General features: G+C 65.2%; 12 protein-coding genes. All 12 read right to left on the bottom strand.

The window, feature by feature from the left end; genetic code table 11:
• Positions 1-7: 7 nt before the first annotated feature.
• Positions 8-1,327 carry an alginate export family protein gene (locus tag APH34_RS03560; protein ID WP_054899792.1) on the bottom strand — a complete coding sequence of 440 codons (1,320 nt, stop codon included), beginning with the start codon at positions 1,325-1,327 and terminating at the stop codon, positions 8-10.
• Between the two features lie 163 nt (positions 1,328-1,490).
• Positions 1,491-1,889: a cytochrome c family protein gene (locus tag APH34_RS03555; protein ID WP_054899791.1), complete on the bottom strand. Its 399-nt coding sequence runs from the start codon at positions 1,887-1,889 to the stop codon at positions 1,491-1,493.
• A gap of 148 nt (positions 1,890-2,037) precedes the next feature.
• Positions 2,038-2,952, bottom strand: a complete 915-nt coding sequence (gene feaR, locus APH34_RS03550; RefSeq protein ID WP_054899790.1) for a transcriptional regulator FeaR — start codon at positions 2,950-2,952, stop codon at positions 2,038-2,040.
• Between the two features lie 278 nt (positions 2,953-3,230).
• Positions 3,231-5,123 (bottom strand): penicillin-binding protein 2, encoded by a 1,893-nt coding sequence (mrdA, locus tag APH34_RS03545; protein WP_054899848.1) that lies wholly within the window; start codon positions 5,121-5,123, stop codon positions 3,231-3,233.
• 296 nt (positions 5,124-5,419) lie between these two features.
• Complete coding sequence (locus APH34_RS03540) at positions 5,420-6,205, bottom strand: ABC transporter ATP-binding protein (RefSeq protein ID WP_054899789.1); 786 nt, start codon at positions 6,203-6,205, stop codon at positions 5,420-5,422.
• Between the two features lie 26 nt (positions 6,206-6,231).
• A complete protein-coding gene (locus APH34_RS03535) occupies positions 6,232-6,987 on the bottom strand; it encodes an ABC transporter permease (RefSeq protein ID WP_054899788.1) in 756 nt (251 codons plus the stop codon).
• A gap of 10 nt (positions 6,988-6,997) precedes the next feature.
• Entirely contained in the window at positions 6,998-7,750 is a 753-nt protein-coding gene (locus APH34_RS03530) for an ABC transporter permease (protein WP_054899787.1), read from the bottom strand.
• Between the two features lie 171 nt (positions 7,751-7,921).
• Positions 7,922-10,369: a TonB-dependent siderophore receptor gene (locus APH34_RS03525; RefSeq protein ID WP_054899786.1), complete on the bottom strand. Its 2,448-nt coding sequence runs from the start codon at positions 10,367-10,369 to the stop codon at positions 7,922-7,924.
• A gap of 86 nt (positions 10,370-10,455) precedes the next feature.
• Positions 10,456-12,699, bottom strand: a complete 2,244-nt coding sequence (locus tag APH34_RS03520) for a TonB-dependent receptor (RefSeq protein WP_054899785.1) — start codon at positions 12,697-12,699, stop codon at positions 10,456-10,458.
• A gap of 219 nt (positions 12,700-12,918) precedes the next feature.
• Positions 12,919-13,977 carry an ABC transporter substrate-binding protein gene (locus APH34_RS03515; protein ID WP_054899784.1) on the bottom strand — a complete coding sequence of 353 codons (1,059 nt, stop codon included), beginning with the start codon at positions 13,975-13,977 and terminating at the stop codon, positions 12,919-12,921.
• Positions 13,974-15,038 carry an ABC transporter substrate-binding protein gene (locus tag APH34_RS03510; protein ID WP_054899783.1) on the bottom strand — a complete coding sequence of 355 codons (1,065 nt, stop codon included), beginning with the start codon at positions 15,036-15,038 and terminating at the stop codon, positions 13,974-13,976. The genes APH34_RS03515 and APH34_RS03510 overlap by 4 nt, the downstream gene beginning before the upstream one ends.
• Positions 15,039-15,058: 20 nt before the next feature.
• A complete protein-coding gene (locus APH34_RS03505; protein WP_054899782.1) occupies positions 15,059-16,210 on the bottom strand; it encodes an LLM class flavin-dependent oxidoreductase in 1,152 nt (383 codons plus the stop codon).
• Positions 16,211-16,358 lie beyond the last annotated feature (148 nt).

Here is a 16,358-nt window from a genome sequence, read left to right as displayed (position 1 = left end):
CGGCGCCTCAGAAGGTGCTGACGAACACCACTTGGCTGTACAGGTTGTTGTTGTCATTGCCCAATTGGGTGCCGCCTTGCTCGGCACTGCGGTGCGGCTGGTACAGCCCCACCAGGGGCACGATCATCAGGTGTTCGTTGATCGTCCATTCGGCATACAGGTCCAGTTCCCGCCCATCCACGTTGCCCAGGCCACGGTCAAGGGTGTCGAACTTGAACAACAGAGCCCCCACGGTGAGCGACGCTGCCGGGCTGACACTCAGGCCGACCTTCTGCACCCGCGCATTGCTGTTGAACGGGCCGGCATAGTTGCCCGCCACCTCACCCTGGAACCAGGTGCCCAGGCCTCGACCCAGCCCGTAGAACAGGGTGTCGTACTGCTCGGAGAAGCGGCTGTAGCGGTAGCTGACGTTCGGCTGCCAGGGTAGGTCGGCAAAGGTCCAGCCGGCTTCCAGGTACCAGGCGTTCTCGTCGGCGCTGTGGGGCTTGTTCTGCTTGGCGTACTCACCGGACAGGAACAGGTTGTCCACTCCTGCATTGCCTTGGGCGCGCACGCTGTAGGTCTTCATGCCGTCGCGCTCCAACTGTTGGGGCGAGGCGTACTGCGCGTCGACGTGGGTCGTGCCGATGTAGGTCAGGCCCACCGTGCCGGCATCGGCGACGTGCTCGAGGGTCGCTACGTGCATTTCGGTGTTGGCCTGGGCGCGGTTGTCCGACTGCAGCCACATCAGGTCGCCGCGCCAACCCTGTTTGCCGCCCAGGCGCAGTACGGCGGTCTTGTCGAAGCTTTTGCGCGCTGCCAGGTAGTAGGCGCCACCGCGGTTGAACTGGCCATCGGCCAAGCCATGGCCGACGTTCAGCGAGTCACCCTGGATCAGGAAGCCGTCACCGACCGCGACCATCTGTTTGCCGAACGACAGGTCGATGCCGTCCTCTCCCAGCAGCGGCACCTGGTTGCCGGACTTCCAGCCCAGGTAGGCATCTTCGATCTTGCTGGTGCGTTCGCTGCCATCGCTGAACCCTGCTGCGTCGCCATCGCCCCAGGTCGCCGAGCTGAGCAGGGCAAAAGCACCATACACAGTACCGTTGTTCCCCAGGCGCTGGTCGGCGCTCAGGCCGTATTTCACATAGCCCTCGCGCCATGACGCAGCGCCTGGACGGTCGCGGGCCACGGCGTAGCGTTCTTCACTGTGGAACGCCCCGAACACCGCCTCGACAGTGGCGTTGAGATGGCGTTCGGTATCGCTGTACAGCTCCAGGGCGGGCGCCTGCAACGAGACCCCGGCGAGGATCGCGGCCAGGCTGAGGCGAAACGGGCGGTGCGGCATGGTCTGGCTTCCTTTTTTATGGGTTTGGCAGAGGTTCTGAAGACCTGCCAACGATCATGCAGCAAGCCCGAGCGCCAGTTTTTGCCCTGGCTGCCAGTTGCCTTTGGCGTTGTGCCAAAACACAAATGGCCCCGTTGCGGGGCCTGGGCAGAGGAGGGCGGGTTTACTTCAGGCCGGCCAGGAAGCAGGTCACTGCCTGGCGCTCGGCGGCATCCGGCAGTCCGGCATAGGGCATGTAGGTGCCCGGCACGGCGGCTTGCGGCTGTGCGATGAAGGCGTTGATGCTTTGCGCGGTCCAGGCTGCCTGGTGCGCTTTCATCGCTTGCGAGTAATTGGCGCCCGGCACCGTCCCGGGGGTACGGCCCAGTACGTCATGAAGGTTGGGGCCCATCATCTGTGGGCCGTTCTTTTGCGCCGAGTGGCACGCCGCGCAGTCGCGGGCGAATACCTGTTCGCCTTGGTGGGCTTGCGGGGCTGCGCATTCCTCGGCCAGTGCCAGAGGGCTGGCCAGAGCGGCGAGCAGGAAGGGAATTGCGAACTTGCTGGGGACGACGGTTGGCATCACGCACGGTTCCTGAAGGCTTGTGGGCGTTTCCTCGGATTGTGCGCCAACCCGCGCCGGCACGTTTTGTTGTGCCTGACAGGCTATTTACTGGGCTTGTCAGTGGCTGCCTGGACGGGCTTCATCGCCGACCCGTGCAGCCTGCCGATCAGTTGGCGTGGCGCTTGCGATACTCGCCCGGGGTCATGCCAAAGCGGGCCTTGAAGGCGGTGCTGAAGTAGCTCGAATCGGAAAAGCCCCAGGCATAACCGAGCGACGACACCTTCTGGTCCATGGCGGGATTGCGCAGGCTTTCGGCGCAGAAGTCGAGGCGGCGGTTGCGAATGTACTGGGCGATGACCAGGTCGTGCTTGGCGAAGATGCGGTACAGGCTGCGCATCGAGATACCGACTTCACGGGCGATGAGTTCGGGGCTCAGGCCCTCACAGGCAATGTTCCGGTCGATCAGCGCCAGGGCCTTGCGGAACATGCGTTCGTGGCTGCCGGGCACTGCGTCCTGGCTGATGGCCGGGCGCAGCAGGGCGATCAGCGCATCGAGCACCGCCTGGCTCTCACTGTTGGCCATGCGCTGGTTGCGACCGGCTTCGAGCATCAACTGGCGGGCCATGCTGGCCAATGGCGTACCCGCCTCGATGCGCCTGGCGCAGGCCACGCCTACCCCGCGGGTGCCACTTTGCACCTGGGCGCGCGGCAGGATCAGCGACAACTGGCGAGAGCGCTGGTGAAAGTGCATGTCCAGCGGGGCGCTGGCATCGATCAAGGTCAGATCGCCGGCCTGCAACTCGATGCGCGCCTCCTGGTGCTCGATGCGCGAAGTGCCCGCCAGCTGCAGCACGGCATAGTAGTTGTCGGCTCCGCTGGCGCGGATTTCCCGCGGGCCCCGAAACAGGTTGACCTGGGTCATGTCGACGATGCTCATGGAGATCTGGCCCGCCTGGCACTTTTCCAGTTGGCCGACGAAGCCTGGGTCGAGTTTGCGGCCGTTGAACTGGCCGCAGGCTTCGTTGACCTGGCTGAGCCAAGCCTGGAAGTGGTCGTCGCAAATACGGCTTGCAGGGGTCATGGGTGCCTCGCACGGTGGGCGTTGATTGGATCGCTTGGGCGAACTCTCGGTCTACAGGCTATGCATTACTATTCACTTGAATATTCAAGCAAAAAGTGGGCCTGGAGATCGCCGTGGTACCCGTGCGTGTGGGGTAATACCTTGATATTCATGGGTTTAAACAGATGGCATGGGCCAGGCTGCGTGGGCGAGGGCACACCGAGGGTCAGGCAGCGCTGCTTCGAAATGTAGCGTTTTGCAACGCAAGTGTTCCCGGTCGGGGCAGGCTGCCAGGGGGCTCAGGTGCGCGGAACCTGCCTGGGTACGGCGCCCCCGGCATACTGTGGCTTCAGATGCCCTTGCTCGTCCAGCAGGTAGGCATCCATCACTTCGCGCACCACTGGCCCGGCCACCCGGCCACCGGCTTCGCCGTTCTCGATCATCACCGCCACCACCACGCTGGGGTGGTCAGCCGGGGCGAAGCCGACGAACAGGGCATTGTCCCGATGGCGCTCGAGGGTTTTGTTGCGGTTGTAGCGCTCGCCCTGCTTGATCGCCACCACCTGCGCCGTGCCGCTCTTGCCGGCGATGCGGTACTGGGCACCCGCGGCGGCGGCGCGGGCAATGCCGCGCGGGTCGTGCATGACCATCTGCATGCCCTGGCTGACCTGGTCCCAGGCGTGCTTGTCATGCAGCACGATGTCTGGCATCGGGTTCGGGTCCACCGGCGTTTCGTCGCCCACGGTCATGGCCAGGTGCGGGCGGTGCCAGGCGCCCTTGCTGGCCAGCAGGCTGGTGGCCTGGGCCAGTTGCAGCGGTGTGACCTGCATGTAGCCCTGGCCGATGCCGAGGATCAGCGTTTCGCCGGGGAACCAGGCTTGGCGGCGGGTGGCGCGTTTCCACTGGGCTGACGGCATCAGCCCGGCAGCCTCTTCGTTCATGTCCAGCGATACCTTCTGGCCCAGGCCGAACTCGGCCATGTAGTCGTGCAGGCGATCGATGCCCAGCTTGTGCGCCAGGTCGTAGAAGTAGGTGTCGTTGGAACGCATGATGGCGGTGTACATGTCCACCCAGCCATCGCCACTGCGGTTCCAGTTGCGGTATTTGTGGTCGTAGTTGGGCAGCTCGTAGTAACCGGGGTCGAAGACCCTGCTGCCCGGGGTGATGACGCCACTGTCCAGGCCGGCGATGGCCACTTCCGGCTTCACCGTCGAGCCTGGCGCATACAGCCCGCGCAATACGCGGTTGAACAGTGGCCGGTCGATCGAGTCGCGCAGGGCAGCGTACTGCTTGAAGCTGATGCCCTTGACGAACAGGTTGGGGTCGAAGCTGGGGTTGCTGACCATCGCCAGCACATCGCCGTTGGCCGGGTCCAGTACCACCACCGCACCCCGGCGGTCACCCAGCGCCTTCTCGGCGGCCAGTTGCAGGTGCGCGTCAAGGCTCAGAACGATGTCCTTGCCGGGGACCGGGGCCTGGTGGTTGAGCACGCGCATCACTCGGCCCTGGGCGTTGGTCTCGACCTCCTCGTAGCCCACATGGCCGTGCAGCTGGCTTTCGTAGAAGTGTTCGATACCGGTCTTGCCGATCGATTGGGTGCCGCGGTACTCGGTACTGTCGAGGGCCTTGGCTTCTTTTTCGTTGATGCGCCCGACATAACCGACCGAATGGGCGAAGTGCTCGGCCAGGGGGTATTCGCGGATGAACTGCGGCTCGACGTCCAGGCCGGGCAGGCGGAACTGGTTGACCGCGACCAGCGCGATCTGCTCTTCGGTCAGGCCCACCATCAGGGTCACGGGCTCGAACGGTTTGCGGCCCCGGCGCAAGTCCTTGTCGAACTGCCTACGGTCGTCTTCGCCCAGGCTCAGGATCTGCGCCAGGGTATCGAGTACCTTGGCCGAGTCGCCGGCGCGTTCGCGGGTCATGGTCAGGTCGAAGCTGGGCTTGTTGTCGGCCAGCACCACGCCATTGCGGTCGTAGATCAGCCCGCGCTCGGGGGCGATGGGCAGCACGTGTACGCGGTTGTTTTCCGATACTGCACTCTGCTGGTCGTGCTGCAGGACCTGCAACACATACAGCCGACCGACCAGGACTGTCACCAGGCAGAAGACCAGGGCTGCGCAGGCCAGGAGCCGGCGGTTGACCAGGTGCTTTTCCTTTTCGTGGTCCTTCAGAGGGATCGGTTGGGGCATGGGCAGTGGTGTATCGGCTGAACGCGAAACCTGTGGGAGCTGACTTGCCAGCGATTGCGCCAGGCCAGCCAACATGGATGCAGACGAGTGCTACGCACTCGAATCGCTGGCAAGCCAGCTCCCACAAGTATGCGGGGCGGCGATGCTACGCGTGCGGGCGCCTGCCCTCAAGGCATGCAGCACTGCGCGAGGGTGGGTGCTCGGCGCTTGCCCCCGCGATCAGGGCGCTCACAGCCAAGATGAAGATTTGTTCATGCGCTTTCAAATCGCCGTCCGTCGCCGGGCGCCCGCCCGCTTCAATGCCCGACCAGTTCGTTCAACAGGCGCTGCTTGTAATCATGCAGCAAGGTGCTGTCACGCTCGCGCGGGTGCGGCAGCTCGATGCGCAGGTCTTCGCGAATCCGCCCTGGGTGGGCATCCATCACAATCACCCGGTCGCCCAGGTACAGCGCTTCCTCGATGTCGTGGGTGACCATGATCACGGTGCAGCGCTCCTGCAGCCAGATACGCTGCAACTCCTGCTGTAGCCGCACCCGCGTGAGCGCGTCGAGCGCGCCAAGCGGCTCATCGAGCAGCAGCACCTTGGGTTTGTTGACCAACGCCCGGGCGATGGCCGCGCGCTGGGCCATGCCGCCGGAGAGCTGGTGCGGGTAGGCGGTTTCGAACCCGCCCAGGCCCACCAACGCGATATGGTCTGCCACCAGGCGAGCCTTGTGCGCAGCCGGCATGTCGTGGTTCTTCAACGCCAGGGCAATGTTCTGCTGCAGGGTCATCCACGGGAACAGGCGGTGGTCCTGGAACACGATGCCGCGCTCCAGGCCTGGGCCGCGCACCGGCTGGCGGTCGAGCAGAATCTGCCCTTGGTAGTCCTGATCGAGGCCGACGATCAGCCGCAGCAGGGTCGACTTACCGCAGCCGCTGGCGCCAAGAATGCTGACAAATTCACCTGGGCGTATGTCCAGGTCGATGTTTTCCAGTACCGGCACCGGCTTGCCCTTGAGCGGGTACTGCTTGCGCAGTCCGCGGACAGTCAATGCGCCGGTTTCGGCGCTGGTGTGAAGCGAGTGGGCGAGGGCGTTCATGGTCGAGGCTCTTGAGAATTCGGACATCAGTGAGTCGGGCGCCAGCGCAGCAAGCGCCGGGCGAGGCGGGTGCAGAGCCAGGACATCAGGTAACCGCACAGGCCGATGCAAAGCACGCAGACCACGATCACCTCCATGCGTGCAGCGGCCTCGGCGTTCATCATCAGGCTGCCCAGGCCGGCACCGGAGGACAGGAACAGCTCGCTGCCCACCGAGGTCACCCAGGCGAAGGCCAAGGCTTGCAGTACGCCCGCGGCGATGCCGGGCAACGCGGCAGGCAACAGGATCAGGCGTAGCTGCTGCCAGCGGCCCAGCATCAGCACCCGCGCAGTTTCACGGTGGCGGCCCTCGACCTGGCGCAGGCTTTCGAAGGTGTTGAGCACCATCGGGTACAGCGCTGCCAGGCTGACGATCAGCAACTTGGCGCTTTCGCCGTTGCCCAACCACAGCGCGATCAAGGGTATCCAGCCCAGCATCGGCACTTGCCGCAAGGCATGGAACAACGGAGCGATCAGGCGGTTGGCAGTCGGCGACAGGGCCATGAAGGCGCCCAGGCCGACGCCTGCGACCATGCCAATGGCCAGGCCCGTGCAGGTGCGTACCAGGCTTGCCCAGAGGTTGACCAGCAGTTCGCCGCTGGCCAACAGTTCAGCCAACGCCGAACCCACCTGGGTCAAGGGTACGAACGCGTAGGCGCCGGCGGCGTCCTGGCGCGAGGCATACTCCCAGGCGCCGAGCAGCAACAGGGGCAGCAACAGTCCACGCAGGTGATTGAGTTTCATCAGCAGCTCCTCAGCGGCTTTGCCAGGCGGTAAAACGTCGCTCGACACGACGCAGGCCGTAATCCAGGGTGAACCCGATCACGCCGGTGACCACCACGCCGACCATCACCACGTCGATACGCAGCATCTGCCGGCCCATTTCGATCATCTGCCCCAGGCCGCTGTCGGCGGCGAGCAGCTCACAGGCCACCAGCACCACCCAGGCGCGGGTCAGGGCGATTCGTACCCCGGTGACGATGGCGGGCAACGCTGCGGGCAGGGCAATGCGGCTCACCAGCGTGGGCCAGCGCAGGCGGTACACGGCGGCTACCTCGAAATGGCTGCGCGGTATGGCGCGCACCCCCTCGCAGGTGGCCAGTGCCACCGGGAAGAACGCTGTCTTGGCGACGATCACGACCTTGAACGCCTCATCCACACCGAACAGCAGGACGAACATAGGGATCAGCGCAATGCTGGGGATCTGCCGCAGGGTGTGGAACAGCGGTGCGCAGTAAGCCTCCACGGTTTTCGACAAGGCCAGCGCGGCGCCGAAGGCCAGGCCGCCCAGCGCTCCAAGGCTAAAGCCCAAGGCCAGCCGCGACAGGCTACCGGCCAAGTGTTCCTGTAACTCGCCGCTGGCCAGCAGTTCGGTGAAGCTGAGCCAGACTTCTTGCGGGGGCACCAGCACATTGCTCGGGAACAGGCCGGCGCTGGCCACCAGCGCCCAGACGGCGAGCAGGACCACGGGCGAAATCAGCCAGGTGAGGAAGCAGAGCAAGCGCATGATGGGCCTTGGGATAACGGAAGTTGCCCAAGGCGTCGCAAGAGCTGTGCCAGGCCGTGACAGCCTTGAAACACGGGGTGCGGGAAACCAGTGCTGCTGGAGCAGCATGCAACTGTTGCTCCAGCAGCAGGCGGTCAGCAACGCCGCGCTGCAGTAATGCAGGGCCTTGGGTCAGAAGTCGTAACTCACGCTGGTGTAGTAGAACGCCCCCTGCGCGCCCTCGGGGCTGGTGATGGAGTACTTCGGCACGCCATAGAGCTGCGCGCCCTTGAGCTTGTCCGGGTGGCTGTCGAACAGATTGATCGCACCGGCCGACAAGGTCAGGCCCAGGTCGAAGCGGTACGACAGGTCCAGGTCGGTCACCCACTGCGGGCTGAAGGTCTGGTCCAGCGTCGGGTTGGCGGCGTTGCGGTTCTTCCATTCGCCATAACGCCGCTGGGCCACGGTGAGGCTCCAGCCGTCATACAGCCAATTGGCGCTGAGGGTCAGTTTGTCTTTGGGCGTGCCGTCTTCGATCAGCCCTTGGGTATTGCGGCCGATGATCTGGTTGCCTGGGATACCCCCCACGTCGTCCAGGCCGGTGATACGGGTGTTGTTGCGCGCATAGCCGCCGTTGAGGTCCAGGCGGCCCCAGCGGCCCAGCTCGAGCTGATAGTGGCCTGCCAGCTCGACGCCATCGGTACGGGTGTCGGCGATGTTGGTGTAGAACGCCGCACTCTGGATGTTGGCGTATGGGGTGCCGGCGAAAATGGGCGTGACCACCGACGAGGGCAGTTGATCGGACAGGGTGATGCGGTTGTCGATGTCGATGCGGTAGGCATCGAGAGTCAGCGAGGCATTGGGCAGCGGACGCCAGACCAGGCCCACAGAGAAGTTGGTCGACTCTTCGGGCTTGAGCGACTTGCCGCCTAACAGCGCCGCTTCTGGGCTGTCGGCACGCAGGGTGCGCTGCTGCACCTCGACCCAGTTGCCGCTGCCTGGCGGCTGTTCGACCACCTGCACACTGAACGACGACAGCCCGCTCTGCACCAGCGAGGGCGCGCGGTAGCCGGTGCTGGCGCTGGCCCGGGCGGCAATTTCGGGGGTGAAGTCGTAGCGCAGCGACAGCTTGCCGTTGGTGGTGTCGCCAAAGTCCGAATAGTGCTCGCTGCGCACCGCTACACCGGCCTGGAATTTTTCGGTGATCTGCGCTTCGACATCGAGGTACGCCCCGATCACGCGGCGGTCGAGCGACACGGCATCGACTTGGGTGATGCCTGAGTAGTAACCCGGTAAGCGCCGGCCAGTCACCGGGTCGAGGGTGTTGAACAGCGGCCCGTTGGACCAGCCCGCTGCATCCCCAGCGCTCAGGTCGTAGTTCTCCTGGCGCCAGGCGAGCCCTGCAGAGACGGTCAGCGGTTTGAACAGCCAGTCATTGGCGAAGTCGCGGGTCCAGTCCAGGGTCAGGTTGGTCTGGTCGGCTTCGCGGCGGCCGGTGTAGATGGTCGACGGGCTGGCGTTGCCCCAGCTGGGGTTGATGGCATCGCGATCAGTGGAGTCGAGCCGGTCGTTGCCGTAGTTCAGTGCCAGGTCGAAGTTGCCCAGGGCCTCGTTCTCCCAGCGCAGGCCACCGGTGACGGCAAAATCCTCCAGGCCATAGCGGGTCACCGGCAGGCGGCCATCGGGGTAGCGCGCCAGGGCCACGCTGCCGTAGTTGTTGCGCAGGGTGGTGGGTGGGTCGAAGAAGTTCTCGGCATCGGTGTTCTTGTGGGCGTAGGTGGCAAAGCCATAGGCACTCAGGCCGTCGGTCAGGCCCATCTCGGCATTGGCGGTGAAGTTGTACTGGTCCGAGACATTGCCTGAGCCCCAACGCCAGTTGCGGTAGCGGTTGTTCTGCTCGCGTGGGGTATTGATGCTGGTGGAGCCTGGGTAGAAGAGGCGGTTGTCATCACGGGTATCGCTGGCCGGGTCCTGGCTGCCGGCATCGAAGGCCAGGGTGAGGAAACCGTCGTTGGGCAGGGCAAAGCCCTTCCAGCCGCTGAGCTTGCGCTGCAGGCCGTCGCCTTTGTCGTAGCCGCCGAAGCGGTAGCCGGCGTTGCCCCCTTCGTCGCGCTCCTTGAGAACGATGTTGATCACCCCGGCGATGGCGTCCGAGCCGTACTGGGCAGCGGCGCCATCGCGCAGGATCTCCACCCGTTCGATGGCCGACAACGGGATCAGGCTGAGGTCCACTGCGGCTGCGCCGCGGGCGTTGACCAGGCCTTGGCGGGTGACGTTGGCGCTGGTGTGGCGACGCTTGCCGTTGACCAGCACCAGCACCTGGTCGGAGGCCAGGCCACGCAGGGAGGCGCCCTGGGCAATGGAGCCAGCGAAGGCGCCCTGGGGCGATTGCGGGAAGCTGAACGATGGGGACAGCGCCGTGAGGGCGCCCGACAGATCGCTGGCACCGGTTTCCTGCAGTTTCTCGCCGCTCAGCACGTCGACCGGCGCGGCGCTTTGCAAGGCGGTGACGTCACTGCGGTGGGTACCGACCACGACCACGGTATCGAGGCGGTCGTTGGCCGGGGCGGCGAAGGCGGGCATGGCAAGGCTGCCGATAGCCAGGGCGATGGCGCTGGCCAAGGGGGTGTGGTGGGGCATAGAGGTTCCTGCTGAAGGTGGGGTGGCGGTGCGGGTCCATCGGCAAGCCGGCTCCCACAGAGCCGGTGCCAGGGCCCGAAATGGACCTAGAAGCGGCTGGTGACACTCAGGCCGACCGTGCGGGGGTCGCCATAGGTGATCACGTACTGCCCGGCGGTGCCGTTGGGCCGGCCGTGCACCTGGTAGCGACGGTCGGTGAGGTTGTTGACGAAGCCGGTCACGCTGAGCTTGTCGTTGGCGCTGAACCAGGTCAGGCGTGTGTTGGCCAGGGTGTAGTGGGGCTGGGTGAGGGTGGCGTCAGCGCTGCTCTGGCGGTCGGCGAGGAAGTACTCCTTGTCGCGGAAGCTCACGTCGCCCCCTGCCACCAGCTTGCCGCCGATATCCAGCGGGATGGTGTAGTCGGCGCCCAGCGATACCACGTTGCGCGGCGAGCGCACGAAGCTGTTGCCGCTGTAATCACCCGTGACTGCCCCCGTGGTGGGGTTGGTGTTCTTGAAGTCGGTGTACTCGGTATCCAGGAACGACACCGCCGCACGCAGGTGCAGGCGTTCGGTCGGCTGGCCCTCGATTTCCAGCTCGGCACCTTTGACCTTGCCTTTGGCGCCGTTGGTCAGCGCCGTGGTCAGCACGCCGTTGTTGACCGTCAGCAGGTTCACCTGGATATCGGAGTAGTCGTAGTAGAAGACGTTGGCATTGACCGTCAGGCGGCGGTCGAACCACTCCGACTTAAGGCCCAGTTCGTAAGCGTCCAGTTCTTCCGGATCGACCGTGGTCAACTGCGCCAGGCTGGTCGAAAGGCCAGTGTTGAAACCGCCGGAGCGGAAACCGTGGGCGTAGCGGAAGAACACCCGCAGGTTGTCGTTGATGCGGTACTCAGGTGTCAGGTCGTAGGTCCAGGCTTCCCAGGTCTTGTCTTCCTGGCGATTGCCGTTGGTGCCAACCCCTGCCAGCGGGATCAGCGGGCCGTTGGCAGTGGCGCGGGTCAGTTGCGTCAGGTCCAGGTCAATGTCCTTTTTCTCCTGGGTCCAGCGCAGGCCGCCGGTGACGCTGAAGGCATCGGTGAAGTCGTAGGTCAGGTTGCCGAACAGCGCATAGCTGTCGGTGCGGTGGTCATAACCCATGTCGCGAAATGCGGTGGTGCCCACCTGGTTCGAACCCGTGCCGTTGGGTGTAGGGCCTGGGGTCACGATGCGCTGGGCGGCGCTGTCGAGGTCTTCATGGAAGTAGTGAGCACCCACCAACCAATGCAGTGGGCGGTCCTGCGCAGAGGCCAGGCGCAGCTCCTGGGACCACTGGCGGTAGCTGTTGTCGGTGATCGCCGCGCCGTTGACCTCGTAGGGGGTGTAGTCGGCGTCGGTGGTGGAGCGGTTGCGGATGTAGTCGTAGGCGCTGATGGAGGTCAGGGTGTAGTCGCCCAGGTACCAGTTGAAGGTCAGCGAAGCACCGTCGTGGTCGAGGCGGTAGTCTTCGTTGACGTTCAGCGCGATGTCGCGGCCGTGGGGGCGTTCGTAGCCGACGTTGTAGTAGCGCCCGACCGGCAGCGAGCCATTGCTGCCATCGCCTTTGAACTGGCGGCTGTGCAGCTTCAGCAGGGCGTCCAGGTCGGGGTTGAGCTGGGCGAGGAACTGCAGGCGGATGGCCTTCTTGTTCACGTCACCATAGGTGTGGCCGTCGTAGTCGTTGTGCTGGAAGCCGTCGCGTTCCTCGGAGTACAACGACACGCGCCCGGCCAGCTTGTCATCGACCAGGGCGCCACCGACGGCGCCGGTGACGATGCGCTCGTTCTTGCTGCCCAAACCGATGGTGCCGTAGCCGTCGGTGTCGAAGGTCGGTTTCTTGGAAATCACATTCACCGCACCGGCCGTGGTGTTCTTGCCGTAAAGGGTGCCCTGTGGCCCGCGCAGGATCTCGATGCGCTCCAGGTCGAACAGCGGCCCGCCACCGGCGATCGGTGCGTTGAGGTAGACGTCATCGGCGTAGATGCCCACCGGGTACACCGTCGCCGCGCCGGTGTCACCGGTGCCCAGGCCGCGGATGTACCAGCGTGGGCGGCCATCACCGTCGGGGTTCTTGGCAGCGGCGTTGGGGACGAAGGTGGTGATGTCACCCATCGAGCGCACGCCGTCGGCGGTGATGCTGGTGCCTTTGATTGCCGACACCGCGACCGGCACTTCCTGCAAGGTCTGCTCGCGATGCTGGGCAGTGACCGTGACGGTTTCCAGGGCCGGTTCGCTCTTGTTGTCTGCGCTGGCGGCGATGGCCTGGCTACCGGTGCCGGCCAGCAGCAGCGCGAGGCTGACGTGACGGGCCAGTGGATGGAGCTGGTGCATGGTGGATCTCCCCGTGTGTAAAGCGTTGTTGGGGAGGGCTAGAGCAGGGACTGTGCCATGTTGGTAACTAATTGATTTATAAGGATTAGTCAGGTGGTGGCGAGGCCGATTGCAGGCAGGGCAGCAGCGGGGTGCTTGGCGGGTGCTGCTGGGGCAGCAGGTGCTGGCCAGGCAGCAGTCTGTGGTCCAGAGGGTGGGGGGCGCCCAGCGCCCCCTCGGTTACACGGCCAACCGTGAAGTCGAACCGATCACACTCTCCAGCACCCTGAAATCGATCCATTCCCGCACATCGAAGCGACGCGGTATGAACGCCCAGCGGAACAGGAACTCGGTAAAGTCCTGCAGCGCCTCGATCGAGCGGCTGTCCAGCGTGGTACGCAGGCGCCTGTGCGCGTCGTCGCCGTAGGCCGCTGCCACCCAGTATTCACTGGTGTTCAGTTCACGGGCGAGAAAGCGCCGGGTTTCCTCAGGGTTGGCCCACGCCCACTGTTCGGTGCGCAGCACGGTGTCGACCAACGTGCGGCTGGCATCGAAGTGCTCCTCCAGCAGGTGACTGTCGACGGTCAAGGTCCTCGGGGTGCCATTGTTGCTGCGGATCAGCGGGTCCGGGTGGCTGCCGGTGTCGACCACGACGCGCAGGCCGAACTCGTGGGCCAGGTGAACGGCGTGGGCGCCCTTGAGGAAGATCGCGTCGATATCGCCGCGCAGCAGGCCGATCAACTCGTTGTTGCGGCGGCTGAAACGGCTGGTGCCCAGGCTCACTTCGGCGCCATACAGGTGTTGCTTGGCGTCGTCGCTGTAGGTACCGCCGTAGGGGTAGTCGACCAGCTCCACATCGGCCACGGCCAGGCCTTCGAGTTTCAGCGCGTTCTCAAGCCCTCGCAGGGCCTGGGCACGGGTGAAATCGATCTGGACGTTGGCCCATTTCGGCAGGCCGAAGCGGCGGTTCTTGAGGTCCTTGATGCTGCGCACACCGCTTTCTTCGGTGGTCAGGATCAACTGCACCTCGTCGCTCCACGACAGCCCCAGCACACGGGTGTCGACGCCGCTGGCATAGGCCCAGATCGCCGGGATGTTGCCGCCATGGCGCACGGAGTTCTGCAGGTGATGATCGTAATGGGCTTCGCGCACCTCCCGTTCGCTGGACTCGCGCAGCGACTGGATGTTGGTGCCGAACGGCGCAAACGCCTCGGCCAGCCGCCCCGACTGCACGGCTATACCAAGGCCGGTGGGCACGGGGCTGTGGGTGTACCAGAGAGTTTCCAAAGGCTTGCTCATGGGGTAACGGGCTTCCTGTCCATGGGGGTGGGGGCCTGCAGGTGTTGCAGTGGCCGGCGATCGATCCACTCGCGCACATCGAACCGGGCCGGGATGAAGCGCCAGCGCTTGAGAAACTCGACAAAGTCCTGCAACGCGTCGATGGCCTGGTCGTCCAGCCCGGTGCTCAGGCGCAGGTGCGCATCGTTGCCATAGGCGACGCTGACCCAATACTCGCTGCTATTGGTTTCGCGGGCCAGGTAACGGCGGGTTTCGTCAGGGTGCTGGTGAGCCCAGCGCTCGGCGCGTAAGACCGCGCCAAGCAGGGTGCGGGCCACCTGCGGATGGGCTTGCAGCAAATGCTCATCGACCGCCAGGGTGCGCGGCGTGCCGTTGTTGCTGCGGATCAGCGGGTCGGGGTGGCTGCCCGTGTCGATCACCGTGTGCAGGGCGAAGGCGTGGGCCAGTTGTACGGCGCTGGCCCCCTTGAGGAAGATCGCGTCGACTTCGCCACGCAGCAAGGCCGCCAGCTCCAGGTTGCGGCCTTCGCTCTGGCTGGCGGAGACCGGCGTGCCGGCCACGTTGCGCACGGGACGATCGCTGAAGGTGCCCGTGTAGCGGTAATTGACCAGCTCGACATCGCCGACCTGCAGCCCGGCGAGTTTCAGTGCGTTTTCCAGGCCGCGCAGGGCCTGGGCGCGGGTGAAGTCAATTTGCGCCGATGCCCAGTCAGGCAGGCCGAAGCGGCGGCCCTTGAGGTCTTTGACAGTGTGGATGCCGCTGTCCGGGCGGGTCAGGATCAGTTGCGCTTCGTCGGCCCACGACAGGCCGATCACCCGGGTTTCACGGCCCTGGGCGCGGGCCCAGATCGCCGGGATGCTGCCGCCGTGGCGCACCGAGTTGCGCAGGCTGTGGTCGAAGTGCGATTCGCGCACGGCCTGTTGGTCGGCTTCGCGCACCGATTGCACCTGGGTGCCCAGGTGGGCCAGGTCTTCCTGCAGCCAGCCTTGTTGTACCGCGATGCCCAGGCCTGTCGGCACTGGGCAGCGGGTATACCAGAGGGTATCCAGAGGTTCGCTCATGTTCATGCTCCGAAACGTTGTCAGGCGCTGGCCTGCAGAGGGTGGCTTGCGCTGCGTGGGTGAACCAGCGGCAGCACCTCCTGGCCGATGCGCAGGGCTTCTTCCAGGTGTGGGTTGCCGGCCAGGATGAAGGTGCTGAAGCCGGCGTCGCGGTATTCGGCCAGGCGCTCGGCGATGTTCTGGTGGCTGCCTACCAGGCCTACGGTGGGGCCGGGCTTGGCCTTGGCGAAACCGGCCCAGAGGTTGCGTGCCAGGACCAGTTCGTCAAACCCCTGCAAATGCTGGTGGTAGGCTGCCTGGCGTGCGCCACCCACCGAATCGGAGCCGCTCACGAAGCCTTTGGCCGCGGTGCTGGCCTTGCCTTCCAGGCGTTCGAACTGCTGGCGCAGCTCGCGCCAGGCCTGCTCTTCGGTCTCGCGGGCGAACAGGTCGACGCGTAGCCCGAAGCGCACGCTGCGGCCCTGCTTGTCGGCCAGTTCCCGAACCCGCTCGATGTGGGGCTTGAGCTTGTCGATCGGCTCGGCCCAGTTCAGGTAGACGTCCGCGTGGCGCGCGGCCACTTCCAGCGCGGCATCGGAGAAACCGGAGAAGTACACACCCGGTTTGCGTTCCTGTTGCAGGCCAGCTGGCAGGCTGCCGTTTTCCAGGCGGTAGACGTCACCTTCGTAGGAGAATCTGTCGTGCTCCCACAGGCCCTGGATAACGTCGAGAAACTCGCCGGTGCGCTGGTAGCGCAGGTCATGCTCGAGAAAATCGCCATGGGCGCGCTGGCTGGCCGGGTTGCCGCCGGTGATGATGTTCCAGTCCAGCCTGCCGCCGCTGAGGTTCTGCAGGATGGCAGCCTGTTGCGCGGCATAGGCGGGCAAGGTCCAAGTGGCCTGGAAGGCGATCAGAAAGCGTAGGCGCCGGGTCTCCCGCGCCAGGGCGGCGGCGGCGATCCAGGGCTCGGGGCCGGTGGGCAGCAGGGCGCCCTCGAAACCGGCGAGTTCCGCGGCCTTGGCCACCTGGGCGATGTAGTCGATGTAGGTGAAGCCGTCGCGCTCACCGTTGGGCAGGCGGCCGGGGGCGATATTGCCGGGGCGGTGCTGTGGGTTGCCCCGGTTGTGGCGGTCGGTGGACAACTGCGGGCCATCGGTGCCCAGCGGCAGTCGCCAGAAAAATTCGGTGGTCATGGAGGCTCCTGAAGGGGAGGTTGAGCGGATGGGGAGCGTGGTGCAACGGCTGTGCCATGCCCGGCCGAGGGCCTGTGCAGCGGGGGTTGGCGGGGCAGGGGGAGGGCCAGGTGCTGCTGTGGCAGCAATCGAGAAGCAATGGATGCTG

It is taken from the genome of Pseudomonas sp. NBRC 111131, assembly GCF_001320525.1.
GTDB classification, from domain to species: domain Bacteria; phylum Pseudomonadota; class Gammaproteobacteria; order Pseudomonadales; family Pseudomonadaceae; genus Aquipseudomonas; species Aquipseudomonas ceruminis.
The sequence above is the reverse complement of the archived record's forward strand: the minus strand, read 5'-3'. Positions and strand labels throughout refer to the sequence as shown.

Coding starts and splice junctions, on each gene's coding strand:
- APH34_RS03560 (WP_054899792.1), bottom strand. CDS start 1,327: ATGCCGCACCGCCCGTTTCGCCTCAGCCTGGCCGCGATCCTCGCCGGG.
- APH34_RS03555 (WP_054899791.1), bottom strand. CDS start 1,889: ATGCCAACCGTCGTCCCCAGCAAGTTCGCAATTCCCTTCCTGCTCGCC.
- feaR (WP_054899790.1), bottom strand. CDS start 2,952: ATGACCCCTGCAAGCCGTATTTGCGACGACCACTTCCAGGCTTGGCTC.
- mrdA (WP_054899848.1), bottom strand. CDS start 5,123: ATGCCCCAACCGATCCCTCTGAAGGACCACGAAAAGGAAAAGCACCTG.
- APH34_RS03540 (WP_054899789.1), bottom strand. CDS start 6,205: ATGAACGCCCTCGCCCACTCGCTTCACACCAGCGCCGAAACCGGCGCA.
- APH34_RS03535 (WP_054899788.1), bottom strand. CDS start 6,987: ATGAAACTCAATCACCTGCGTGGACTGTTGCTGCCCCTGTTGCTGCTC.
- APH34_RS03530 (WP_054899787.1), bottom strand. CDS start 7,750: ATGCGCTTGCTCTGCTTCCTCACCTGGCTGATTTCGCCCGTGGTCCTG.
- APH34_RS03525 (WP_054899786.1), bottom strand. CDS start 10,369: ATGCCCCACCACACCCCCTTGGCCAGCGCCATCGCCCTGGCTATCGGC.
- APH34_RS03520 (WP_054899785.1), bottom strand. CDS start 12,699: ATGCACCAGCTCCATCCACTGGCCCGTCACGTCAGCCTCGCGCTGCTG.
- APH34_RS03515 (WP_054899784.1), bottom strand. CDS start 13,977: ATGAGCAAGCCTTTGGAAACTCTCTGGTACACCCACAGCCCCGTGCCC.
- APH34_RS03510 (WP_054899783.1), bottom strand. CDS start 15,038: ATGAGCGAACCTCTGGATACCCTCTGGTATACCCGCTGCCCAGTGCCG.
- APH34_RS03505 (WP_054899782.1), bottom strand. CDS start 16,210: ATGACCACCGAATTTTTCTGGCGACTGCCGCTGGGCACCGATGGCCCG.